At 72.7% G+C, this 23,850-nt stretch carries 20 protein-coding genes and 1 tRNA gene; 19 read left to right on the top strand and 2 right to left on the bottom strand.

Features of this window, described 5'->3' with window-relative positions:
* Positions 1 to 44: 44 nt before the first annotated feature.
* Complete coding sequence (locus tag IW248_RS13195) at positions 45 to 1,064, bottom strand: helix-turn-helix domain-containing protein (RefSeq protein WP_196927233.1); 1,020 nt, start codon at positions 1,062 to 1,064, stop codon at positions 45 to 47.
* A gap of 89 nt (positions 1,065 to 1,153) precedes the next feature.
* Between IW248_RS13195 and recN the strand changes: the two genes are divergently transcribed.
* The 9 genes from recN to IW248_RS13150 all read left to right on the top strand — a co-directional run bounded on the left by recN (position 1,154) and on the right by IW248_RS13150 (position 13,896).
* Positions 1,154 to 2,911: a DNA repair protein RecN gene (recN, locus tag IW248_RS13190; protein ID WP_196930173.1), complete on the top strand. Its 1,758-nt coding sequence runs from the start codon at positions 1,154 to 1,156 to the stop codon at positions 2,909 to 2,911.
* Positions 2,912 to 3,030: 119 nt separating this feature from the next.
* Positions 3,031 to 4,209, top strand: coding sequence for a putative cytokinetic ring protein SteA (steA, locus tag IW248_RS13185; RefSeq protein WP_124773929.1), 1,179 nt, complete (start codon positions 3,031 to 3,033; stop codon positions 4,207 to 4,209).
* A 27-nt stretch (positions 4,210 to 4,236) separates the two neighbouring features.
* Positions 4,237 to 5,181 (top strand): copper transporter, encoded by a 945-nt coding sequence (locus IW248_RS13180; protein ID WP_196927232.1) that lies wholly within the window; start codon positions 4,237 to 4,239, stop codon positions 5,179 to 5,181.
* A 67-nt stretch (positions 5,182 to 5,248) separates the two neighbouring features.
* On the top strand, positions 5,249 to 6,115 hold the full coding sequence (locus IW248_RS13175; protein WP_196927231.1) for a hypothetical protein: 867 nt from the start codon (positions 5,249 to 5,251) through the stop codon (positions 6,113 to 6,115).
* A gap of 1 nt (position 6,116) precedes the next feature.
* Entirely contained in the window at positions 6,117 to 7,799 is a 1,683-nt protein-coding gene (gene murJ, locus IW248_RS13170) for a murein biosynthesis integral membrane protein MurJ (RefSeq protein WP_196927230.1), read from the top strand.
* Entirely contained in the window at positions 7,796 to 8,965 is a 1,170-nt protein-coding gene (locus IW248_RS13165) for a glycosyltransferase family 4 protein (protein ID WP_196927229.1), read from the top strand. The genes murJ and IW248_RS13165 overlap by 4 nt, the downstream gene beginning before the upstream one ends.
* Positions 8,965 to 11,379 (top strand): hypothetical protein, encoded by a 2,415-nt coding sequence (locus tag IW248_RS13160; RefSeq protein WP_231396301.1) that lies wholly within the window; start codon positions 8,965 to 8,967, stop codon positions 11,377 to 11,379. The genes IW248_RS13165 and IW248_RS13160 overlap by 1 nt, the downstream gene beginning before the upstream one ends.
* Before the next feature lie 163 nt (positions 11,380 to 11,542).
* Complete coding sequence (pyrG, locus tag IW248_RS13155; protein WP_196927228.1) at positions 11,543 to 13,294, top strand: CTP synthase; 1,752 nt, start codon at positions 11,543 to 11,545, stop codon at positions 13,292 to 13,294.
* The gene (locus tag IW248_RS13150) at positions 13,291 to 13,896 is read left to right on the top strand and encodes an NUDIX domain-containing protein (protein ID WP_196927227.1); all 606 of its coding nucleotides are present in this window, start codon (positions 13,291 to 13,293) and stop codon (positions 13,894 to 13,896) included. The genes pyrG and IW248_RS13150 overlap by 4 nt, the downstream gene beginning before the upstream one ends.
* 83 nt (positions 13,897 to 13,979) lie before the next feature.
* On the opposite strand, the gene IW248_RS13145 is transcribed toward IW248_RS13150, so the two are convergent.
* A complete protein-coding gene (locus IW248_RS13145; protein ID WP_307788375.1) occupies positions 13,980 to 14,321 on the bottom strand; it encodes a TM2 domain-containing protein in 342 nt (113 codons plus the stop codon).
* Between the two features lie 226 nt (positions 14,322 to 14,547).
* Between IW248_RS13145 and ald the strand changes: the two genes are divergently transcribed.
* The 10 genes from ald (at position 14,548) to IW248_RS33070 (ending at position 23,775) form a co-directional block, all read left to right on the top strand.
* On the top strand, positions 14,548 to 15,663 hold the full coding sequence (gene ald, locus IW248_RS13140) for an alanine dehydrogenase (protein WP_196927225.1): 1,116 nt from the start codon (positions 14,548 to 14,550) through the stop codon (positions 15,661 to 15,663).
* Positions 15,664 to 15,701: 38 nt separating this feature from the next.
* The gene (locus tag IW248_RS13135) at positions 15,702 to 16,667 is read left to right on the top strand and encodes a site-specific tyrosine recombinase XerD (RefSeq protein ID WP_196927224.1); all 966 of its coding nucleotides are present in this window, start codon (positions 15,702 to 15,704) and stop codon (positions 16,665 to 16,667) included.
* A gap of 180 nt (positions 16,668 to 16,847) precedes the next feature.
* A complete protein-coding gene (locus tag IW248_RS13130; protein ID WP_124817891.1) occupies positions 16,848 to 17,771 on the top strand; it encodes a ParA family protein in 924 nt (307 codons plus the stop codon).
* Between the two features lie 41 nt (positions 17,772 to 17,812).
* Positions 17,813 to 18,808: a segregation and condensation protein A gene (locus IW248_RS13125; protein WP_372432261.1), complete on the top strand. Its 996-nt coding sequence runs from the start codon at positions 17,813 to 17,815 to the stop codon at positions 18,806 to 18,808.
* Positions 18,801 to 19,745, top strand: a complete 945-nt coding sequence (gene scpB, locus IW248_RS13120; RefSeq protein ID WP_196927222.1) for an SMC-Scp complex subunit ScpB — start codon at positions 18,801 to 18,803, stop codon at positions 19,743 to 19,745. The genes IW248_RS13125 and scpB overlap by 8 nt, the downstream gene beginning before the upstream one ends.
* The gene (locus tag IW248_RS13115) at positions 19,732 to 20,502 is read left to right on the top strand and encodes a pseudouridine synthase (protein ID WP_124815515.1); all 771 of its coding nucleotides are present in this window, start codon (positions 19,732 to 19,734) and stop codon (positions 20,500 to 20,502) included. The genes scpB and IW248_RS13115 overlap by 14 nt, the downstream gene beginning before the upstream one ends.
* 195 nt (positions 20,503 to 20,697) lie before the next feature.
* The gene (gene cmk / locus IW248_RS13110; RefSeq protein WP_124815513.1) at positions 20,698 to 21,378 is read left to right on the top strand and encodes a (d)CMP kinase; all 681 of its coding nucleotides are present in this window, start codon (positions 20,698 to 20,700) and stop codon (positions 21,376 to 21,378) included.
* Positions 21,375 to 22,781 (top strand): ribosome biogenesis GTPase Der, encoded by a 1,407-nt coding sequence (gene der, locus IW248_RS13105; protein ID WP_231396300.1) that lies wholly within the window; start codon positions 21,375 to 21,377, stop codon positions 22,779 to 22,781. Before cmk ends, der begins: the two co-directional genes overlap by 4 nt.
* A gap of 211 nt (positions 22,782 to 22,992) precedes the next feature.
* Positions 22,993 to 23,066 (top strand) — tRNA-Pro (locus IW248_RS13100).
* Positions 23,067 to 23,397: 331 nt separating this feature from the next.
* A complete protein-coding gene (locus IW248_RS33070; RefSeq protein WP_231396299.1) occupies positions 23,398 to 23,775 on the top strand; it encodes a hypothetical protein in 378 nt (125 codons plus the stop codon).
* Positions 23,776 to 23,850: the final 75 nt, after the last annotated feature.

The following is a 23,850-nucleotide window of genomic DNA, read 5'->3' as shown; positions in this document are numbered from 1 at the left end:
GCCGGTCGAGGGTCCGCCGTCGGTCGACGGCGGGCCCTAACGCGTCAGAGCCAGCCGCGTCGGGCCACCTGGAACGCCAACCCGGGCCTGGTGTCCACGCCGGCGGCGGCCATCAGGTCGGCGATGCGCCGTTGCACGGTCCGCCGGCTCACCCCGAGCTGGGAGGCGATGGATTTGTCCGGTACGCCCGCCACGAACAGCGACAGCAGCCGGGCCTCGTCGGCGTCGGGCTGGTAACCGTCGCCCGGATGGTCCGCGGGCTCCGGCCGCCGACTCTCGGGGGCCGCGACGGTGAGGGGATTGTCGAGGCGCAGCCGGGTGGCCACCCGCCAGTGACTCTCGAACAGGGCGAGCAGCGCGTCGAGCAGTTGACTGCGGCCGATCACGGCGGCGCTCGGTTCGCCGCCGTCGCGGTCCGGCACCAACGGGCAGATGGCCGTGCGGGCGTCCACGATGGCCAGTCGGACCGGCAGCCGGTCCAGGACGCGGGCCTGCTCACCGGCGGCGACGCCCTTGGCCAGGTCGGCCAACGCGCCCGGCTCCAGCAGCAGGTCGCGTTCGTAGATGGCCCGGTAGCTCACCCCACGGGCCAGCGCGTCGAACTCCTCGACATTCTCCGGGCCGGCCATGGCCAGGGGATTGGCCCGGCAGAACCAGAGCACCTCGGTACGCGCCGAGTTCTGCAGGTCGCGCAGACGGTCCCGAAGAACCCGGGCGCCGGTGATCACCTCCACGAGGTGGTCGACGTGGTGTCGACGCAGTCCGGAGCGGTACTCCTCGGCCAGTTGGGTGACCAGTCGGCGGGCCGACTCCAGGTCCTCCTGGCGGCGCAGCAGCGTCCCGCCGAGGGCGACGTCCGGGGCGGTCGGGCGCAGCGGGGCGTCCGGGTCGTTGTCGCTGCGCTGCACGAGGCCCTTGCCGCGTAGTGCCTCGACCTGGGCGACGACCTGCTCACGGGGCCGGTGCAGGCGACGGACCAACTCGTCGATGCGGGCCGTGGTGAGCTGGAGCAGGCAGCGGTAAAGCTCCTCCTCAGCCGGGGTCAGGCCGATCACGTCCAACACGGGGCAGAACTGTACGTCGGCCGGGTGCGGGCCGTACCCGGGCCCGTCGGCTGGTCAATTGTCGTGCCTCGCGTCTACTGTCGGTGGCTGTGCTGGAAGAGCTGCGCATCACCGGACTGGGCGTCATCGAGGACACCACGCTGCCGTTGACCGGCGGCATGAACGTCATCACCGGCGAGACCGGTGCGGGCAAGACGATGGTGGTCACCGGCCTCGGCCTGCTCTTCGGCGGCCGGGCCGACGCCGGGCGGGTCCGCGCCCAACCCGGCCGCGCGGTGGTGGAGGGGCGGCTGCGGCTGCGCGGGCGGGTCGCCGACGCCGTGCACGCGCGGATCACCGAGGCCGGTGGCGAGCCCGACGAGGACGGCTCGGTGCTGCTGAGCCGCACGGTGACGGTGGAGGGGCGCTCGCGTGCCCACGTTGGCGGCCGGAGCATGCCGGTGTCGATGCTCGGTGAGGTCGGCGAGCAGGCGGTCGCCGTGCACGGCCAGTCCGACCAGCTGCGGCTGCTGCGCCCGGCGGAGCAGCGGGCCGCACTGGACCGGTTCGCCGGCCCGGCGCACGAGAAGCTGCTCGACGCGTTGCGCGAGGCGTACACGGGGTGGCGTCGGGTGGTCGACGACCTGGCCGACCGGCGGCGCAACGCCCGCGAGCGCAACCAGGAGGCGGACCTGCTGCGGTTGGGCCTCGACGAGATCACCCGGGTGGATCCGCAGCCCGGTGAGGACGACGAGCTGAAGACCGAGGCGCAGCGGTTGGAGCACGCCGAGGGCCTGCGGACGGCCGCGCAGATCGCCCAGCAGTGCGTGGCCGGTGGCGCGGAGGCCGCCGACGAGACCCCGGACGCGGCGGTGCTGCTCGGCACCGCCCGGCGGACCCTGGAGGCGCAGTCCGGCACCGATCCGGCGCTCGGTGAGCTGGCGGCCCGCCTGGAGGAGGCGGCCACGCTGGTCACCGACGTGTCCGCGGAGCTGTCGGCGTACCTGGCGACGCTGGACGCGGACCCGGCCCGGTTGCAGCACGTCTACGAGCGGCGGGCGGCGCTGCGCGCGTTGACCCGCAAGTACGCCGACGACGTCGACGGGGTGATCGCCTGGGCCGATCGGGCGCGCACCCGACTGTCCGACCTGGACATGTCCGACGATGTGCTCGACGAGTTGGAGCGTGAGGGCCAGCGGCTCGCCGTCGAGGTGGCCGACCTCGCCGGGCGGGTGTCCGCCTCCCGGCAGGAGGCGGCGGTCCGCTTCGCCGACCAGGTCACCGTCGAGCTGGCCGGGCTGGCCATGCCGCACGCGCGGATCGAGGTGGCGGTGCTGCCCCGTCCGGCCGGGCGTGCCGAGCCGACGCTGTCGGTCAACGGCGTCGAGGTGGGTGTCACACCGGACGGCGGTGACGAGGTGGAGCTGCGGTTGCTGGCCCATCCGGGCGCGCCGTCGCTGCCGTTGCAGCGCGGCGCCTCCGGCGGTGAGCTGTCCCGGGTGATGCTCGCCATCGAGGTCGTGTTCGCCGGCTCGGGCGGCCCGCCCACGTTGGTCTTCGACGAGGTCGACGCGGGGGTCGGCGGTCAGGCGGCGGTGGAGATCGGCCGTCGGCTGGCCCGGCTGGCTCGCAGTCACCAGGTGCTGGTGGTCACGCACCTGCCGCAGGTGGCCGCGTTCGCCGACCGGCATCTGGTGGTGGCGAAGGACACCGGCGGCGCGGTGACGACCAGCGGGGTGCGGGTGGTGGAGGACACCGAGCGGGCCCGGGAGTTGGCGCGCATGCTGGCGGGTTTGCCCGATTCAGATCTGGGTATCGCCCACGCCGAGGAGCTTCTGGCCGTGGCCGCCAAGGAAAGGCGGCTGTGACGCCGCGTATTGTGAGCGCAAGCACACCGGCTTGTGCCGACGTGTGCTTCCCTGGGTAGGCGGCCCTGCTCAGGCATGTCGCGACAGAAAAGCCTGCCTCACATGCCAGGATGGTCACGATGCGTCTACCCACGTTGCGCCGGAACCGGAACTCCGAACCGGGCAGAGTCCTCGGCACCGCGCGCCTTGACCGCCGGACGAAACGCCTGGTCGGTCGGCTGCGCCCCGGTGACATAGCGGTCATCGACCACGTCGACCTGGACCGGGTGGCGGCCGACTCGCTCGTCGCCGTCGGTGTCGCGGCGGTGCTCAACGCCAAGCCCTCGGTCTCCGGCCGTTACCCGAACCTCGGCCCGGAGGTGTTGATCGCCGCCGGCATTCCGCTCCTCGACGACCTGGGTGAGGGCGTCTTCGAACGCATCCGCGAGGGCGACCAGGTGCGCATCGAGGGCAACACGGTCTTCGCCGGTGACGAGCCGGTGGCCCACGGCAGCCTGCAGGACGCCGAGTCGGTCGGCAAGGCGATGGCTGACGCGCGGGAGGGTCTGTCGGTGCAGTTGGAGGCGTTCGCCGCCAACACGATGGACTACCTGCGCCAGGAACGCGACCTGCTGCTCGACGGTGTCGGGGTGCCGGACATCGAGACCCAGATCCAGGGCCGGCACTGCCTGATCGTGGTGCGCGGCTACGACTACAAGGCCGACCTGGACGTGCTGCGCCCGTACATCCGGGAGTTCAAGCCGGTGCTCATCGGCGTCGACGGTGGCGCGGACGCCCTGGTCGAGGCCGGCTACACCCCCGACATGATCATCGGGGACATGGATTCGGTCACTGACGACGTGCTGCGCTGCGGCGCCGAGGTGATCGTGCACGCGTACCCGGACGGGCGTGCGCCCGGCCTGCCCCGGGTCAACGGCCTCGGTGTGCCGGCGATCACCTTCCCGGCCGCGGCGACCAGCGAGGATCTCGCCATGCTGCTCGCCGACGAGAAGGGCGCCTCGCTGCTGGTCGCCGTCGGCACCCATGCCACCCTCGTCGAGTTCCTCGACAAGGGGCGCGGCGGGATGGCCTCGACGTTCCTGACCCGACTGAAGGTCGGCGGCAAGCTGGTCGACGCCAAGGGGGTGAGCCGGCTCTACCGGCAGAGCATCTCCGGCTCGTCGCTGCTGCTGCTCGTCCTGTCGGCGATCGCGGCGATGGCGTCCGCGGTGGCCGTGTCGACAGTCGGTAAGGCGTACCTGGGCGTGGTCGCCGAGTGGTGGGACAATTTCGTGTTCCAGCTGTACCGGCTTTTCTAGTTCCCGACCGATCAAGAGGCTGCAAGCGTGATCAACTTCCGCTACCACGTGGTGTCCCTCACCGCGGTCTTCCTGGCTCTGGCGATCGGTCTGGTGGTCGGCACAGCCGCCCTCAACGGCCCCGTCGCCGACTCGCTCGAGGGGCAGGTCACCGGGCTGCGCAAGGACAACCAACACTGGCGTCAGACGGTCAGCAACATGGAGAAGCAACTCGCGCTGGAAGAGGAATTCGCCGAGGCGACCTCCCAGCTCCTCCTGCCCAACACCCTCACCGGGCGTCGGGTCGTGGTGCTCAGCCTGCCCAACGGGCGCGACCACACGGAGGCCGTGCTCAAGAAGCTCCAGCTCGCCGGGGCCACCATCACCGGCCAGGTCGAGCTGCAGGACAAGTTCATCAACCCGGACAACAACTCCAACCTGTTGGAGTTGGCCGTCACCGCGGCCCGCCCGACCGCGCAGACCACCGGCCTGCCGGGCAACGGGCACGGCGTGGAGACCTCCAGCGCGCTGCTGGCCAGCGTCCTGCTGGACCGGGCCCAGGGCGTCGCGCCGGTCAGCGACGCCGACCGGCGGGCGGTGCTCGCCGCCTACAACAACGCCGGCTACCTGACCACCGACAGCAACAAGGTCACCGCCTCGGCGGAGGCCGTCGTCGTGGTCAGCGGCCAGCCGTACGTCGACAAGGACTCCGACCGGCGCGACGAGTCGGTGGTCAAGATCGCGGAGCAGTTCGACCGCACCGGTTCGATCGTGGTGGCCGGCAACGGTTCCGTCGGCGGCAACCTGGTCGGTGTGGTGCGCGGCGACCCGGTGCTCGCCCAGACCATCTCCACGGTCGACAACGCCAACACCGTGCAGGGCCAGGTGGTCACCACCCTCGCCCTGGTGCAGCAACTCACCGAGAAGAAGGCCGGGCAGTACGGCGTCGGCGACAACGCGGCCTCCGGCCTGTTGCCTAGACTGCCCCAGTGAGCGAACGACGTACCCCCGTGTCCGGATCCGAGCTGGTGGCGCCTGACCGAGCGAGCGAGGTGGCGGCGTGAGCACGCTGGGCCGGCTGCTGATCGCCGGCGCGGGTGCCGCTGCGGCCCGCTACGCGCTTCGTGAGGCGCGTACCTCGCCGGCCGGGCCCGCATTGGAGCGCACCAACTTCCGTGGCCGCACGGTGAGCCTGGCCGCCGGGCCGGCGCTCGCCGCCGGAGCGGCCGCCGCCGGCGCGTTCGGTGCCACCGGCGGCGCCGCCGGTGGGGCCGCCCTGGTCGCCGGTCTCGGCGCGGGCGGCGTCGGGCTGTACGACGACGTGGTCGGCGCGCGGCCGGAGCAGAAGACGGCCAAGGGCTTCGCCGGGCACCTCGCCGCGTTGCGCGAAGGGCGGGTCACCGCCGGTCTGGTCAAGATCGTCGGGGTGGGCGCCGCCGGGCTGGGCGCCGCCGCGCTGCTCGCCGCCGACCCCCGGGTCGCCGCGCACCCGCGCCGACAGCGGCATCGTGCGTTCGGCCGGGGTGTCGACGTGCTGCTCGGCGCCGGCGTGATCGCCGGCACGGCCAACCTGCTCAACCTGCTCGACCTGCGGCCGGGCCGGGCGATCAAGTCCGGGTTGCTGCTCGCCGCGCCGCTGACCGGCGGCCCGCAGGGCGGGATCGCCGCGGGCGCGGCCGGCGCCGCCGCCGGCCTGCTCCGCGACGACCTGGCCGAGGACGTGATGCTCGGCGACAGTGGCGCGAACGCGCTCGGGGCGCTGCTCGGCGTCGCCCTCGCCGCCCGCACCGGCCCGCTCGGCCGGGCCGGTCTGCTCGCCGTCCTCGCCGGGCTCACCGCCGCCAGCGAGAAGGTCAGCTTCACGGCGGTGATCCAGCGGACCCCGGGGCTGCGCGAGCTCGACGCACTGGGCCGACGCGCCGACTGACGTGACCAGACCGGCACCCCTCGCCGGCGCCGGCCGGCTGGCCGGGGCAGCCGCGCTCATCGCCGTCCTCACCGTGGCCAGCCGACTCGCCGGCTTCGGCCGCACCGCCGTGTTCACCTGGGTGGTCGAGCAGAGCGACCTGGGCGGCATGTACGTCATCGCCAACACGGTGCCGAACATCGTCTTCGAGATCGTCGCGGGCGGGGCGTTGGCCAGCCTGGTCGTGCCACTGCTGGCCGGGGCGGTCGCGGCGGAGGACCGGCGGACGGTCGCGGCGACCACCGGCGCCCTGCTCACCTGGACGGTGAGCCTGCTGGTTCCCCTCGCCGTGCTCGTCGTCCTGTTCGCCGACCCGATCATCTCGCTGATCAGCGAGGGGCGATCGCCGGCGGAACTCGCCGCCGGCGCCCGGATGCTGCGCGTGTTCGCTCCGCAGTTGCCGCTCTACGGGATCGGCATCGTGCTCACCGGCGTCCTCCAGGCGCACCGACGCTTCGCCTGGCCGGTCATCGCGCCGCTGTTGTCCAGCCTCACCGTGGTCGTCGTCTACGTGGCCTTCGGCGCCGCCCAGGGGCGGGGCGTGTCGGTGGCCCAGGTCGGCCGCAGCGGCGAACTGCTCCTCTCCGGCGGCACCACACTGGGCGTGGTCGTGCTGTCGCTCTCGTTGCTGATCCCGCTGCGGCGGCTGCGGGTACGGCCCCGATTCGGGTACGCCTTCACCCCTGACGCGCGGGCGCGGATCGGCGGGCTCGCCACGGCCGGCGCGGTCACGGTGGCCGCACAGCAGGTCGCGCTCCTGGTGGTGCTGAACCGGGTCTCCGGCGGCCCCACCGGCTCCCCGCAGGTGTTCAACCTGGCCCAGGCGATCTACCTGCTGCCGTGGGCGGTCCTCGCCGTGCCGCTGGCGGTGGCGTCCTATCCCACGCTGGCCACCGCGAGCGCCGCCGGTGACGAGGACGGTTATCGACGGACCCTCTCCGGCGCGGTGCGGGGCGTGCTGCTCTTCAGCTGCCTGGGCGTCGCGGCGTTGATCGGTACCGCGCAGCCGATCGCCGCCCTCTTCTATCCCGACAATCCGGCGTCCACCGCGGCGGCCATCAGCGGGTTCGCGCCGGGTCTGCTCGGCTACGGCTTGTTCGCGGTGCTGTCCCGCGCGCTGTACGCACGCGGCGACACCCGGTCGGCGACGGTGGCGATCACCGTCGGCTGGCTTGTCGTCCCGGCCGTGGCGCTGCCGTTGACGGTGCTGCTGCCCACCGCCGACCGGGTGCTCGCTGTGACGTCGGCCAACTCGGTGGGGATGCTGGTGCTCGGCGCCCTGCTGCTCCTGGCGGTGCGGCGCGGCGCCGGCCGTCCCGCCCTGGCCGGCGCGGCCCGGGCCGGGGCGTCCGGTGGCCTCGCCGGTGTGCTCGCCGGGCTCGCCGGGTTCGGCCTCACCCGTTGGCTCGACCAGTCGGACGGCGGCACCCCGACGATGGCGGCGACGCTCGGTCAGGGCATGCTGTCCGGGGTTCTGGTTGGGGTGGTGTTCCTCGCCGTGGTCTGGTTCGTCGACCGGCGGGACGTACAGCCACTGCTCGCCGGGGTGCTACGGCGCCTGGGCCGGCGGGGGCCGTCCGGCGGTGCGCCGCCGGACGCGGGCTCCGCGCAGCGGGGCGACGGGAAGGAGACGGCGACGCGATGACTGAGCCAGCTCTGCCCACCGGATGGTCGGGCACCGTCGCGTTGGTGCTCGCGTCCAGCACCGGTGGCGTCGGCCAGCACGTCCGCTCGCTGGCCCGTGGCCTCGTCGCGGGCGGCGCCACCGTCCTGGTCTGCGGGCCCGCCGCCACCCAGGAACAGTTCGACTTCACGGGTGTCGGTGCGCGGTTCGAGCCGGTGGAGATCCCGGCCAGCCCGACTCCGGCCGACGCCCGCGCGGTCCTCACGCTGCGTCGGGCGCTCACCGCGGCCGGGGTCGACGTGGTGCACGCGCACGGCCTGCGGGCCGGGTTGGTCGCCGTGCTGGCCCGTCCGACCGCCCCGCTCGTCGTCACCTGGCACAACGCGGTGCTCGCGGGGGGACTGCGGGGCGGGGTGTCCCGGCTCGTCGAACGGGTGGTGGCCCGGGGCGTCCGGGTGGCGCTCGGCGCTTCCGCGGACCTGGTGCGACGGGCCGCCGAGGTGGGCGCCACCGACGCCCGGCTCGCCCCGGTCGCCGCGCCGACGTTGCCCGCGCCGCGTCGACGCCCGGCGGCGGTACGCGCCGAGTTCGGCGTCCGCCCGGACCAGCCGCTGATCGTCTCGGTCGGTCGACTGCACCCGCAGAAGCGCTACGACGTGCTGATCGACGCAGCGGCCCGCTGGCGTACGCGTACCCCGCCGCCGGTCGTGGTGATCGCGGGCAGCGGGCCGGCCTATCTGCCGCTCGCCGCACGGACCTCCGCCGCCCGCGCGCCGGTGACCCTGCTGGGGCACCGCACCGACGTGGCCGATCTGCTCGCCGGCGCCGACCTGGCGGTGGTGACCAGCGACTGGGAGGCGCGGCAGCTCTTCGCCCAGGAGGCGCTGCGCGCCGGCGTGCCACTGGTGGCCACCGCTGTCGGCGGTCTCCCGGACCTGGTCGGCGACGCCGCCACGCTGGTGCCCGCCGGCGACGTGGACGCGGTCGACGCGGCCGTACGCGGGTTGCTGGACGACCCGGCGGCGCGAGCGGAGTTGGGCCGGCGGGGCTCCGCACGGGCGGCGACGTGGCCGACCGAGGAGGACACCGTCGCCGCGCTCGTCGCCCTCTACGCCGAGCTGACCGGGAACCCCGGCGGTCCGGCGACCGCCCCGGGCTCCGACGCCCCGAGAACGGGACACCGGTGATGCTGCGCCGAATCGCCCCCGCCCTGTTGACAGTGATCGTGGTGGCGCTGGGCGTCACCGCGCTCGCCGCCCGCCCACCCCAGGGCGCCCCGCAACGCACCGCCGACTTCGTGGTGCTCGCCGGGATCGCCGGGCTGCGCTGGGAGGACGTGGATCCGCAGAGCACCCCGACGCTGTGGCGGATGGCCCAGGACGGCTCAATCGGCTCACTGTCCGTGCGCTCCGCGCACCGGCCCACCTGCCCGGTGGACGGCTGGTTGACCCTGGGCGCGGGCAGCTTCGCCGCGTGGAACGGCAGCCGGGCGGCCGATGGTTGTCCGGCGGCGGCGGTGACGGTGGAGCAACCGGACGGCATCGGCGCGAACCTGCCCGACCAGGAGAGCGTGGTCCAGTACAACCAGCAGCGGCTGCCCTGGGGCGCCATGCCCGGCTCGTTGTCGGAGTCGGTGCGGTGCTCCGTCGCCGTGGGCCCGGGCGCGGCCGTGGCCGCCGCCCGACCGTTCGGCCGCGTCGACAGGTACGCCTCGGCGCTGCCGGCCGACCCGCGGCCGCTGCTCGGCTCGTGTGTGCTGAGCATCGTCGACCTCGGCACGGTCGGGGGGGCCGACCCGGCGACCCGCGCCGAGCAGGCCCGCGCGGCGGACGCCGAGCTGGCCCGGGTGCTGGCGGCGCGACCCCCACGGTCGTTGGTGCTGGTCGCGGGGATCTCCGACACCACCCAGTCGTCGCGGCTGCACGTGGCGGTCGCCGACGGGCCGGGCTGGGAGCGGGGGTGGCTCACCTCGGCCAGCACCGGCCGGGACGGTTACCTGCAACTTGTCGACCTCGCGCCGACCGCCCTCGCCGCGCTGGGCCGGCCGATGCCGGAACGGCTCTTCCTGGGCCGTCCGGCGCTCAGCGTCGGCGGTCGTCCCGCCGACCTGACCGAGGCCGTCGACGCGCCGGCGAACGCCGACCGGGAGGCGGCTGCCCAGCGCTCGGTCTCCGGTGTGTTCTTCGCGTTGCTCGCCGGGGTGCAGGTGCTGCTGGCGGTCGCGATCCTGCCACTGCTGCGCCGGGCCCGCCCGCACGCCGGCCCGGCCGGCCCGACGCCCGTCTCCGGGCGGATCGTGGCGGTGGTGGAGCTGCTGCTGGTCGCCGCGGCGTTGACTGTGCCGGCGGCGCTGCTGGCCGACGCGGTGCCCTGGTGGCGGAGCGAGCACCCCGGGTGGATCTTCGCCGGGGTGACCGCGCTGTTGGTGGCCGCCGGCACCGCGGCGGTGCGGTTCGCGCCCGGGTACGCGAAGACCCTCGGGCCGGTCGGCGCGGTGGCCGGCCTCGCCACGCTCGTGGTCGGGCTGGACGTGCTCACCGGGTCCCGTCTCCAGCTCAACAGCGTGGTCGGCTACTCCGCGTTGCAGGGCGGCCGGTATTCCGGGCTGAGCACGGTGGGGCTGGGAGTGTTCCTCGCCGGCGCGTTGGTCACCGGCGGCTGGTTCGCCCAACGGGTGCACCGGGGCTGGCGGCCGGCGGTGATGGTGGCGGTGGGTGGTCTCGCCGTGGTGGTGGTCGGCAGCCCGTACCTGGGTGCCGACCCGGTCGGCGCGATCGCGCTCACCGCCGGGGTGAGCGTCGCCGCCGTGATCAGCGCCGGCGGCTGGCTGACGATCAGCCGGCTGGCCTGGGCCGCCATGGCCGCGCTCGCGGTCGGTATCGGGTTCGCGGTGGTGGACCTGCGGCGTCCTGCGGCGGAGCGGGGCAGTCTGGGCCGGTTCCTCTCCGCGCTCGGCGACGGCACCGGCGGGTTCGCCGTGCACCGGTCCAGCACGGAGAATTTCGAGACGTTGGTCAACAGCCCGTTGACCGTGCTGGCGTTGACCGGCGGGTTGTTGGTGTGGTTCGCGCTGTTGCAGCCGTGGGGTGGGCTGATGCGGCTGTTCGGCATCTACCCGGCGGTCCGGGCCGCGCTGGCCGGCACGGTCGTCGCCGCGGTGCTCGGTGGTGTGCTCGACGGCGCGGCACTGGACGTGATGGGCGCTGCCGTGGCCCTGGTGGTGCCGATGGCCGCCCTGGCGTCGCTGCGGGTGCTCGGGCACGCCGCGGACCGGACCCGCCCGGCACCGGGCCGCTCCCGCGCCAACGGCGCCGACGACGACTCCGGCTCGGGCGGGGTCGGCCCGGTCGGTGGGGGTGACGGCCCGACCGGCGGCGGTGGGCCACTGGGCGCCGTGCACCCCCGTCCGATCAGCGGCCCACCCGCGAGCGCGCCGGCGACTGTCACGCAACCGGCGTCGGACACTCCGGGCGACCGCCGCGGGGACGCCGACGAACCGGCCGACCCGACCGCGAGCGGGTCGACGCCGGACGCCGCGCCGACGGTGCCCGTGCCGCCCCGGCAGGTCTCCCGGTCATCGACGGAGGTTGCCGCGTCCTGACCGTCGGGCCTCGCCCGGATGGCCCGGAGGTGTCGCAGCCGGGGTGCGGCCTGCGGGTACCCGCCCGGGAGGTGTTACCGTCGAATCCCGTGGATCGCGTGATCACTTTGCTGATCAAGCACGGCGGTCTGCATGACCGCGACAGACGACACGGGAGCAGGCCTTGGCCCCATCAGCACGGACGACCAGGCACATTTTCGTCACCGGGGGCGTCGCCTCCTCGCTGGGTAAGGGCCTCACCGCCTCCAGCCTCGGCAACCTGCTGACCGCGCGCGGGTTGCGCGTGGTGATGCAGAAGCTCGACCCCTACCTGAACGTCGACCCGGGGACGATGAACCCGTTCCAGCACGGTGAGGTCTTCGTCACCGAGGACGGCGCCGAGACCGACCTCGACGTCGGGCACTACGAGCGGTTCCTCGACCGGGCGCTGTCCGGCAAGGCGAACGTCACCACCGGCCAGATCTACTCCGACGTGATCGCCAAGGAGCGCCGGGGGGAATACCTGGGCGACACCGTCCAGGTCATCCCGCACATCACCAACGAGATCAAGTCGCGGATCCTGGCGATGGCCGACCCGGACGAGGACGGCCAACTCCCCGACGTGGTGATCACCGAGGTCGGTGGCACGGTCGGCGACATCGAGTCGCTGCCGTTCCTGGAGGCGATCCGTCAGGTCCGCCACGACCTGGGCCGCGACAACTGCTTCTACCTGCACGTCTCGCTGGTGCCGTACCTGGCGCCCTCGGGTGAGCTGAAGACCAAGCCGACCCAGCACTCGGTGGCGCAGCTGCGCAACATCGGTATCCAGCCGGACGCGATCGTGCTCCGCTGCGACCGGGAGATCCCGGTGAAGCTCAAGGAGAAGCTGTCGCTCTACTGCGACGTGGACACCGAGGCGGTCGTCGCCGCCCCGGACGCCCCGAGCATCTACGACATCCCGAAGGTGCTGCACCGGGAGGGGCTCGACGCGTACGTGGTGCGTCGGCTCGGCCTCTCCTTCCGGGACGTGGACTGGGCCAGCTGGGACGACCTGCTGGAGCGGGTGCACCGGCCCCGGCACACGGTCACCGTCGCGGTGGTCGGCAAGTACGTCGACCTGCCCGACGCGTACCTGTCGGTGAGTGAGGCGATCCGGGCGGCGGGCTTCGGCCACCGGGCCCGGGTGCAGCTGCGCTGGGTGCCCAGCGACGAGTGCGTCACCCCGGCCGGCGCCGCCGCGGCGTTGGCCGGCGTGGACGGCGTCCTCATCCCCGGTGGTTTCGGCGTCCGCGGCATCGAGGGCAAGATCGGCACCGCCCGGTACGCCCGCGAGGCCGGCATCCCGCTGCTCGGCCTCTGCCTCGGCCTGCAGTGCATGACCATCGAGGTGGCCCGGCACCTGGCCGGCCTGGACGGCGCCAACTCGTTGGAGTTCGACGAGCAGGCGGCCCACCCGGTCATCGCCACGATGGCCGACCAGGAGGACATCGTCGCCGGCCGGGGCGACCTGGGCGGCACCATGCGGCTGGGCGCGTACCCGGCGACGTTGACCGAGGGCTCGATCGTCGCCGAGGCGTACGGCAGCACCGAGATCAGTGAGCGGCACCGGCACCGGTACGAGGTGAACAACGCCTACCGGGACGCGCTGACCAAGGCGGGCCTGCACATCTCCGGCACCTCGCCGGACGGCCGGCTGGTCGAGTTCATCGAACTGGACCGCAGCCTGCACCCGTTCTTCGTGGCCACCCAGGCGCACCCCGAGTTGAAGAGCCGCCCGACCCGCCCGCACCCGCTGTTCGCCTCGTTCGTCAAGGCGGTGGTGGCGTACTCGCAGGCCGACCAGCTGCCGGTCGACCTGGACGCGGCGGCGGAGGCCCCGACGACGCGCAAGGCCGCCCGCAACGGCGCCGCGACGAAGGCGTCGTCCTCCTCGTGAGTGCGGTGGAGCACCGGTACGAGGTGCGTTCCCGGCAGGAGCGGTACCGGGGGCGGATCTTCGACGTGGTCACCGACGAGGTGACCATGCCGGGCGGTGGGACCGGGCTGCGTGACCTCGTCCGGCACGTCGGGGCGGTGGCCGTGGTGGCGCTCGACGACGCCGGTCAGGTGGTGCTGATCCGGCAGTACCGGCACCCGGTCGGGCGGCACCTGTGGGAGCTGCCGGCCGGTCTGATGGACGTCTCCGGCGAGGAGTTGCCGGCGGCGGCCATGCGGGAGCTGGCCGAGGAGGCCGACCTCACGGCCGGGCGGGTCGACGTGCTGGTCGACCTGCACAGCTCGCCGGGGTTCACCAACGAGATCGTCCGGGTGTTCCTGGCCCGGGATCTCGGCGACGTGCCGGCCGACGAGCGGCACGAGCGCCACGACGAGGAGGCCGACCTCCAGGTCGTCCGGATCGACCTGGACGAGGCGGTCGCCATGGTCCTGGCCGGTGAGATCACCAACGCGTCCGCGGTGGCCGGGCTGCTGGCCGCGGCCCGCGCCCGGGACACCGGCTTCACGCAGCTGCGCCGGGCGGACGCGCCGCTGCGGCGCTGAGCGTCGCCGCCGGTCCAGCCGGCGAGGAAAGTACGCGAAGAGGGGCCCCGCGGTCAGCCGCGGGGCCCCTCTCGTGGTCTGGTCTAGGAGTCGCGCAGCGGGCGGCCCTGCGCGTCCGTGCCGCCGTTGACCAGGATGAGGATGCCGTCGATGAGGCCCCAGAGAGAGCCGAAGCCGCAGGTCACCAGGCTCACGACGAGCTGGAGAACAGCGATCTTGGTGTGGCCGGTGTAGAACCGGCCGGCGCCGAAGGTGCCCAGCAGGATGCCGAGGACGCCCGCGACGAGCTTGCTCTTGTCGGAAACGCCCTGGGGGTACCCCGGCTGGGAGTAACCGGGCTGGTAAGGAGGAGTGGTCATGGGCGGACACATTAGTGATCCACTGGTCGGCTGTCCGCACCGCCGTCCGGCAGATGGGACGATAATGGTGAAACACTGTCCTGTCGGCTGAGGTGACGCTCGGCCGCCGAACCCGGGCGGCGCCCTGACACTTCGTCAGGACACCCGCGCACCGGATGCCACTGTGCTGGCTCGCGGCGGCGCCGGGCGCGCCTAGACTGCCGCCGCGGGACCGGTGTACCGCGGCGGCAAAGGGGCCGTCGTGGCACCGAGCAGTCGGGGGAGAGCAGCCCCGAAGAGAGGTGTCTGCATCGTGAAGGTCGGAATCCCACGCGAGGTCAAGAACCACGAGTACCGCGTGGCGATCACGCCAGCGGGCGTCAACGAGTTCACCCGCAGCGGCCACCAGGTCTTCGTCGAGTCCGGCGCCGGGGTTGGCTCCAGCATCACCGACGAGGAGTTCGCCGCCGCCGGCGCGACGATCCTCGCCACCGCCGACGAGGTGTGGGAGACCGCCGAGCTGGTGCTCAAGGTCAAGGAGCCGATCGCCGAGGAGTACCACCGGATGCGCGAGGGGCAGGTGCTCTTCACCTACCTGCACCTGGCCGCCTCCAAGGAGTGCACCGACGCGCTGATCGACCGCCGGGTCACCGGCATCGCGTACGAGACCGTCGAGCTGCCCGACCGGTCGCTGCCACTGCTCGCCCCGATGTCCGAAGTGGCCGGCCGGCTCGCCCCGCAGATGGGCGCCTTCTACATGATGCGCACCGGCGGTGGACGCGGTGTGCTGCCCGGCGGTGTCTCCGGCGTGTACGCGGCCAAGACCGTGGTCATCGGCGCCGGCGTCTCCGGCATGAACGCCGCCGCGATCGCGCTGGGACTGCAGTCCGAGGTGCTGCTGCTGGACAAGAACGTCGCCCGGCTGCGGCAGGCCGACGCGATCTACCGGGGCCACCTGCAGACCGTCGCGTCGAACGCGTACGAGGTCGAGCGGGCCGTGCTCGACGCCGACCTGGTCATCGGCGCGGTGCTGGTGCCCGGCACGAAGGCCCCGACGCTGATCTCCAACGAGCTGGTCTCCCGGATGAAGCCGGGCAGCGTGCTCGTCGACATCGCCATCGACCAGGGCGGCTGCTTCGAGGACTCGCGTCCCACCACGCACGCCGACCCGGTCTACAAGGTGCACGAGTCGATCTTCTACTGCGTCGCGAACATGCCCGGCGCGGTGCCGAACACCAGCACGTACGCGCTGACCAACGTCACCCTGCCGTACGCCCTGGAGCTGGCCAACCAGGGCTGGCGCGAGGCGCTGCGCAACGACCCGGCACTGGCGCTGGGCCTCAACACCCACGCCGGTCAGGTCACCTACGGCCCGGTCGCCGAGGCGCACGGCATGGACGTGCTCCCGCTGGCCGACGCGCTGGCCTGAACGGTGGCGGGCTGACCGGCGGCACGGACTCCGCCGGCGTGGACACACCACCCACGCCGGCGCTGCGCCGTGCCGTCCGCGGATACCTCGACCACCTGACCGTCGAACGTGGCCTCTCCGCGAACACGCTCGCCTCGTACCGTCGGGATCTGGACCGTTATCTCGCGACCCTGGCCGACGCCGGCGTCGCCGACCTCGCGTCGGTCGGCGCCGGCCTCGTCGAGTCGCACCTGGCGCGGCTACGCGCCGGCGACGACGCGCACCCGCCCCTCGCCGTCTCCTCCGCCGCCCGCGCGGCCAGCGCGGTCCGCGGCCTGCACCGCTTCGCGCTGCGCGAGGGCCTGGCCGGCGCCGATCCGAGCCGCGACGTCCGCCCGCCCACGCCGCCCCGGCGGCTGCCCCGGGCGCTACCGGTCGAGGACGTGATCCGGCTGCTGGAAACCGCCGGCCCGATCACCGCGACCGGCGACGACGCGCCCCTCGCGCTGCGCGACCGGGCGTTGCTGGAGTTCCTGTACGGCACCGGCGCGCGCATCTCCGAAGCGGTCGGCGCCGCCGTGGACGACCTCGACACCGACGAGGGCACGGTGTTGCTGCGCGGCAAGGGCGGCCGGGTGCGGCTGGTGCCCATCGGCGGGTACGCCGTCGAGGCGGTCCGCGCCTACCTGGTCCGGGCCCGTCCCGGGCTGGCCGCCGCCGGCCGGGGCACCCCGGCGGTGTTCCTCAACGCCCGCGGCGGCGCGCTGTCCCGCCAGGGCGCCTGGGGCATCCTGCGCCGCGCCGCCGACCGGGCCGGGCTCCCCGTCGACGGGCCCGCCGCCGTCTCGCCGCACACCCTGCGCCACTCGTACGCCACCCACCTGCTCGACGGCGGCGCCGACGTTCGGGTGGTCCAGGAACTGCTCGGCCACGCGTCGGTGACCACCACCCAGGTCTACACGTTGGTCACGGTGGAGCGGTTGCGCGAGGTGTACGCCACCGCGCATCCGCGCGCCCGGGGCTGAACGGGTCGCGGTCGGCGCCGACACGCCGGGCCGGTGCCGAACCCCCTGCTGGTCGGTGGCGTACAGTCGGCATCGGCGCGGACCTCCTGGGGCGACACGACCGGGGTGCGCAGCGGCGCCGCGAAGGACGTCGGACGGCTCCGACGCCGGGTGGGGTCGTCGGGAGGGGGCAACGAGCACATGGCTGGCAACGGTGACCGTGCCGAGACCTGGACGTCGGAGCTCCGCGAGCAGCAGGCCACGCTCGGCGCGGACCTCGGTCCCGCGGACCCGGCTGCCTACACGATGCGCAAGCCCATTCCCGAGCCGATGCCCACCGACCGGCACGGCCCCGCGCGCATCATCGCGATGGCCAACCAGAAGGGTGGCGTCGGCAAGACCACGACCACCATCAACCTGGGTGCCGCCCTCGCCGAGTACGGCCGCAAGGTGCTGCTGGTCGACTTCGACCCACAGGGCGCGCTCTCGGTGGGGCTGGGCGTCAACCCGCACAACCTCGACCTGTCCATCTACAACCTGCTCATGCAGGACGACATCCTCGCCGAGGACGTCGTCATCAAGACCGACGTCGCGGGGCTGCACCTGCTGCCGGCCAACATCGACCTCTCCGCCGCCGAGATCCAGCTCGTCAACGAGGTCGCCCGGGAGATGGCCCTGGCCCGGGTCCTGCGTACGGTCCGCAAGGAGTACGACTACATCCTGATCGACTGCCAGCCGTCGCTCGGCCTGCTGGCGATCAACGCGCTGACCGTCGCGCACGGTGTGCTCATCCCGCTGGAGTGCGAGTTCTTCAGCCTGCGCGGTGTGGCACTGCTGCTGGACACCATCGACAAGGTGCGCGAGCGGCTCAACTTCGACCTGGAACTCGAAGGCATCCTCGCCACCATGTACGACAGCCGCACCACACACTGCCGCCAGGTCCTCCAGCGGGTGGTGGAGGCGTTCGGCGACAAGGTCTACCAGACGGTCATCACCAAGACGGTCAAGTTCCCCGAGTCCACCGTGGCCGGTGCCCCCATCACCACGATGGACCCCGCCTCCTCCGGGGCACGTAACTACCGTCAGCTGGCCCGCGAGGTGATCGCCGCCCAGTCGGAGCGGTAGCCGGAACGCCCGGTGCCCGCCTCGTGGACTACGGTCGTCCGGTGACCGCGCCACCCCTCGACCCGCCCGCGACCGCCGCTCCGGCCGTGGTCGACGGTGTGCAGCCCGCCGGGTTCACGGTCCGGCTCGCCAACTTCACCGGCCCGTTCGACCTGCTGCTGCAATTGATCGGCAAGCACAAACTCGACGTCACCGAGGTGGCCCTGCACACGGTCACCGACGAGTTCATCGCCTACATCCGGGCGATGGGCGACGACTGGGACCTCGACGAGGCCAGCGAGTTCCTGCTCATCGCCGCGACCCTGCTCGACCTGAAGGCCGCCCGGCTGCTGCCCTCCGCCGAGGTCGAGGACGAGGCGGACCTCGCCCTGCTGGAGGCACGGGACCTGCTCTTCGCCCGGCTGTTGCAGTACAAGGCGTACAAGGAGGCGGCGGCGCACATCGCCGAGCTGGAAGCCGTCGGCGGCCGACGGTATCCGCGCGCGGTGAGCCTGGAGCCCCGGTACGCCGAGGCGCTGCCCGACCTGGTGCTCGGCATCGGCCCCCAGCGGCTGCTGAGGCTTGCCGTGAAGGCGATGACCCCGAAACCGGTGCCGGAAGTCTCCATCGCCCACATCCACATGGTCCGGGTCAGTGTCCGAGAACACGCGGCGATCCTCGCCGCCCGGCTGCGCCGGGCCGGGACGGCCACGTTCTCGCTGCTCTGCGCCGACTGCGAGGCCACCCTTGAGGTGGTGGCCCGGTTCCTCGCGCTGCTGGAGCTGTACCGGGAGGGCCTGGTGTCCTTCGTGCAGGAGCAGGCCCTGGAGGAGCTGACCGTGCGCTGGACCGGCCCGACCGACGGCGACACCGAGCTGCACGTCGACGAGTACGCCGGCGCCCCGGCCGACCCGGAGCCGCCGGAGCCTGGGCCTGAGTCGGTGGAGCTTGGGCCTGCGCCGCCGGAGCCTGGGCCGGTGGGACCTGGGCCTGGTTCGGTGGGGGAGGCCGGCGGGCCGGACGGGGCGGGGACGACGGAGGGTGCGCGGGATGAGTGACGAGGAACGCCGGGACTCGCTGGCCGACCAGGCGGCAGCCTGGGTCCCCCCGTGGGACCGCCTCCGCCCGCCCGCCGCCGAGGACACCCCCGAGAACACCCCCGACAACACCGACCTCCCGCGGGCCGAGTCGACCCCATCGCCGGTCCCGGCCATCGCTCCACCGTCGGAACAGGAAGATCTTGGAAGGGACGTGCCCCTCCAGGGGCCGGAACCTTCCAAGATCTCCGCCGAGCCGGACGCGAATGCGTCGGGCTCGGACGCGTCGGGCTCGGAGTCGGGGACGGGCTCGACGGTGGGGGAGCCGGACGCGGCCGCTGGGGACGTACCCCGGCGGCAGTTGGCGGGGCGGCGGCGGGCGACGGCCGCGCCGGAGCCCGCGCCCGAACTGTCCGACACCGAGCTGCGCGGGGCGTTGGAGGCGATCCTGCTGGTCGTCGACGAGCCGGTCAGCGAGCTGGTGTTGGCCCAGGTGCTGGAGCAGCCCGCCGAGCGGGTCGGGCCGATGCTCGACGAGATCGCCGCCGGTTACACAGCGGCCGGGCACGGGTTCGAGCTGCGCCGGGCGGCCGGCGGGTGGCGGCTGTACACCCGGCCGGAATACGCTACGTACGTTGAGCGGTTCGTGTTGGACGGGCAGTCCGTGCGGCTGACCCAGGCGGCGCTGGAGACGCTCGCCGTGGTTGCGTACAAGCAGCCGGTGACCCGTTCGCGAATCTCAGCCATCCGGGGTGTGAACTGCGACGGGGTCATCCGTACGCTGGTCACCCGTGGCCTCATAGAGGAGTGCGGCACCGAAACGGACAGCGGGGCGTTCCTCTACCGGACCACCACGTTGTTCCTGGAGAAGCTCGGGCTGAACACCGTCGACGAGCTGCCGCCCCTCGCACCCTTCCTGCCCGACGACGTAGAAGAGCTTGCTGATGCGACCCGATAACCGTTCCCCCAAAGCCGACGCGCCCGTCTACGAGGGGGCTGAGCGCCTGCAGAAGGTGCTCGCCGCCGCCGGCGTGGGTTCCCGGCGCGCCTGTGAGGATCTGATCTTCCGCCGCCGGGTGACCGTGGACGGGCGGGTCGCCAAGCTCGGCGACAAGGTCGACCCGGCCATCTCCGTGATCCACGTCGACGGGGAGCGCCTCCAGGTCGACATTCGCCTGGTCTACGTGGCGATGAACAAGCCGCGTGGGGTGGTTACCTCCATGGCGGACGACAAGGGCCGCAACGAGCTGGCCGACTTCATCGGTGCCCGGCTGGAGCAGCGGGTCTACCACGTCGGGCGGCTCGACGCGGACAGCGAGGGGCTGCTGCTGCTCACCAACGACGGCACCCTCGCGCACAAGCTCATGCACCCGTCGTACCAGGTGCTGAAGACCTACCTGGCCGAGGTGGTCGGGCCGATTCCGCGCAACCTGAGCAAGCGGCTGTTGGCCGGCGTCGAGCTGGAGGACGGGCCGGTCACTGTCGACTCGTTCAAGGTGGTGGACACTCTGGGTAAATCCGCCCAGGTGGAGCTGAGCCTGCACGAGGGCCGCAAGCACATCGTCCGGCGGCTGATGGAGGAGGTCGGCCACCCGGTCACCCGGCTGGTGCGTACCTCGATCGGGCCCATCCGGCTGGGTGAACTGCGGACCGGGCGGATCCGGCGGTTGACCAACGCCGAGGTCGCCGCCCTGTTCAACGCGGTGGGTGACTGACCCCCGAGTTCGGGGTACGGCTGCCGGTAGGCTTCGCAACGGCCGAGACGCGGCCGCCGGGGTGGCGTGGGTCGCCTCCGGCGGCGTCGCGCGTGGGTTCGCCAGAGGACCCGGGCATGATTGATGACGATTGACAAACCGCTTGCGGCGCCAGATCACCGGGCGATCCGTGAGGTACGGGCTGAGGAGGACACGGTGGAGGAAAACGTACGGGCCGGGCGATGTGTGGTCGCTGTGGACGGGCCGTCCGGTTCGGGTAAGTCCACCGTGTCGCGGCGGCTCGCCGTCGCGATCGGTGCGCGCTACCTGGACACCGGGGCGATGTACCGGGCGATCACGTTTGCCGTGCTGCGCTCCGGCGTGGACCTCGCCGACGCCGCGTCGGTGGCGAAGGTCGCCAGCGAGGTCAAGCTGCACATCGGCACCCACCCGCAGGGGTACGCCGTGACCGTCGACGGCGTGGGCGTGGACGCGGATATCCGGGGCCCGGAGGTGACCGGCGCGGTTTCCGCCGTCGCCGCCGTGCCGGCTGTTCGTGAGCTGCTCGTCACCCGGCAGCGCGAGATGATCGCCAACGCTCGTCGGATGGTGGTCGAGGGTCGCGACATCGGCTCGGTCGTCGCGCCGGACGCTGACCTGAAGGTCTTCCTGACCGCCTCCGAGGCGGCCCGTGCCGCCCGGCGCAGTGCCGAGGACTCCGCCGACGTGGCGGCCACGGCCGCCGACCTGGCGCGGCGGGACCGTCTCGACTCGACCCGCAAGGTCAACCCACTGGCCCAGGCGCCCGACGCGGTGGTGCTGGACACCACGGAGCTGGGCATCGACGAGGTCGTGGCGCGGCTGCGCGACCTGCTCACCGAGCGGGGCGTGGCATGAGTAGCGATGGTGGTGGCTGGGTCGAGCTGCGTGAGCCCGCCGTCATCGTCGAGGAACCGAGCGGCCCGCAGCCGGTGGTGGCCGTCGTCGGCCGCCCCAACGTGGGCAAGTCGACGCTTGTCAACCGGATCATCGGCCGCCGGCAGGCGGTCGTCGAGGACGTCCCCGGTGTGACCCGCGACCGGGTCCCGTACGACGCGCAGTGGAACGGCCGCGCGTTCACCGTCGTGGACACCGGCGGCTGGGAACCCGACGCGAAGGACCGTGCCGCGGCCATCGCGGCGCAGGCCGAGACGGCTGTCGTCACCGCCGACGTGGTCCTTTTCGTGGTCGACGCGATGGTGGGCTCCACCGACGTGGACGAAGCCGCGGTGAAGATGCTGCGGCGCAGCGCCAAGCCGGTGATCCTGATCGCGAACAAGGCCGACAACACCTCCATCGAGATGGAGGCCACGTCGCTGTGGTCACTCGGCCTCGGTGAGCCGTTCCCGGTGTCCGCGCTGCACGGACGCGGCTCCGGCGACCTGCTCGACGCCATCCTCGCCGCGCTGCCGGAGGCACCGGCGATCGTGGAGAACCGTCCGCGTGGACCGCGCCGGGTGGCACTGGTCGGACGGCCGAACGTCGGCAAGTCGAGCCTGCTCAACCGGTTCTCCGGCGAGGAGCGGGCGGTCGTCGACTCGGTGGCCGGCACCACTGTGGACCCGGTGGACAGCCTGGTCGAGATCGGCGGCCAGACCTGGCAACTGGTCGACACGGCCGGGCTGCGCAAGCGGGTCGGCAAGGCCAGCGGCACCGAGTACTACGCCAGCCTGCGTACCGCCGGCGCGATCGAGGCCGCCGAGGTGGCCGTTGTGCTGCTGGACTCCAGTGAGCCGATCAGCGAGCAGGACCAGCGGATCCTGTCGATGGTGACCGAGTCGGGCCGGGCGCTGGTCATCGCGTTCAACAAGTGGGACCTTGTCGACGCCGACCGTCGGTACTACCTGGACAAGGAGATCGACCGGGAACTGCGCCGCATCCCCTGGGCGATCCGGCTGAACCTGTCCGCGATGACCGGCCGTGCCGTGGACAAGCTCGCCCCAGCCCTGAACAAGGCGCTGGCCAGCTGGGAAACCCGCGTGCCGACCGCGCACCTCAACCAGTGGCTGACCGCGCTGGTGCAGGCCACCCCCCACCCGGTACGTGGTGGACGGGCGCCGCGGATCCTGTTCGCGACCCAGGCCGGTGTCGCGCCGCCACGGTTCGTGCTCTTCACCACGGGCCCGCTGGACGCCGGCTACCAGCGCTTCGTCGAGCGCAAGCTCCGCGAGGAATTCGGGTACGAGGGCAGCCCCATCGAAATCTCGGTCCGCCCGCGCAAGAAGCTCGGCCCCGGCGGCCGAGGCAAGGCGCACGGCTGACGCGGTTCCAGTTCTCCCGATGCCGGATGGGCGATCCTGCCCATCCGGCATCGGCCTGCCCAACCTCACCCTCCTAGGACGCTTTAGGGGTTGTGCGGTGGCTCCTTGTGGGGTGGTTCGGCTACGTCGCGACGCCGGTGGGGCCTGTGCGGACGGGCCGGAGCTGCTGCGCTAAGCTGTACCGGCTGCCGCGGGGGAAACCACGCGGGGGCGGGACGTGGCGCAGCTTGGTAGCGCACTTGACTGGGGGTCAAGGGGTCGTCGGTTCGAATCCGGCCGTCCCGACGCAGGTCAAAGGGCTGATCCGGAAATCGGTTCGGCCCTTTCGCCGTTTTGGGGACCAAGATTAGTCAAGTTGGAGTTGGCTTGGCGCTGCTTGACCGACGGTCAAGTCTGAAGTGTCCAGCCGGGATGGCTGCCGAATCGCTCGTTCTCTGGATCAAGGCGGTCCGCAAGCGGGCCGCGCTGGTCCGGTCCCGGCTTGCTGGCGACCTCCGGCCGGCATCGGCCGGGCCGGTCGGCCACGCTTGAGAGTCGCAAGGATCAGAAGACCTCGGGGCTCTTCCCCGAACCCCGGCCCTCCTCAGAGATCCGCCAGCAGTGGCAGACTCCCCGCATGAGTTACGACTTGGCGGTGTGGGAGGGCGACCTGCCCGCCGACGACGAAGCGGCCGCTGAGGCATACGAAGCCCTCTACGAGCAGTACTTCGAGAGCGAAGAGGAACTGCGGCCCACGCCGCGCATCCGCGCCTACGTCGATGCTGTGGCAGCTCGGTGGCCCGACCTCTATGGCCACGACGCCCAGCTCTATCCCCTGTCCGAAGGGCTCATAGACGAGGCGTCAGGCCCGATGCTCTACCTCACGATCCCGTTCAACCGGTCCGACGAGGTATCGGCCGGAGCGGCACAGATGGCCGCCGATCACGGGCTTGTTTGCTACGACCCACAGTGGGAGCACCTCCGCCCCGCCGCCGGTCACGACGACCGAGTCTGAAGGTCAGCACGGGCCATCTGTGGCCAGCAACCGTGGCACCCAGCGGGCACGAGGGGGGCACGGAACGCAGCCGGG

Origin of the sequence: Micromonospora ureilytica (genome assembly GCF_015751765.1) — a bacterium.
Lineage (GTDB): Bacteria > Actinomycetota > Actinomycetes > Mycobacteriales > Micromonosporaceae > Micromonospora > Micromonospora ureilytica.
Note: the sequence above shows the minus strand (reverse complement) of the source record. Positions and strands in the feature narration are given on the sequence as shown.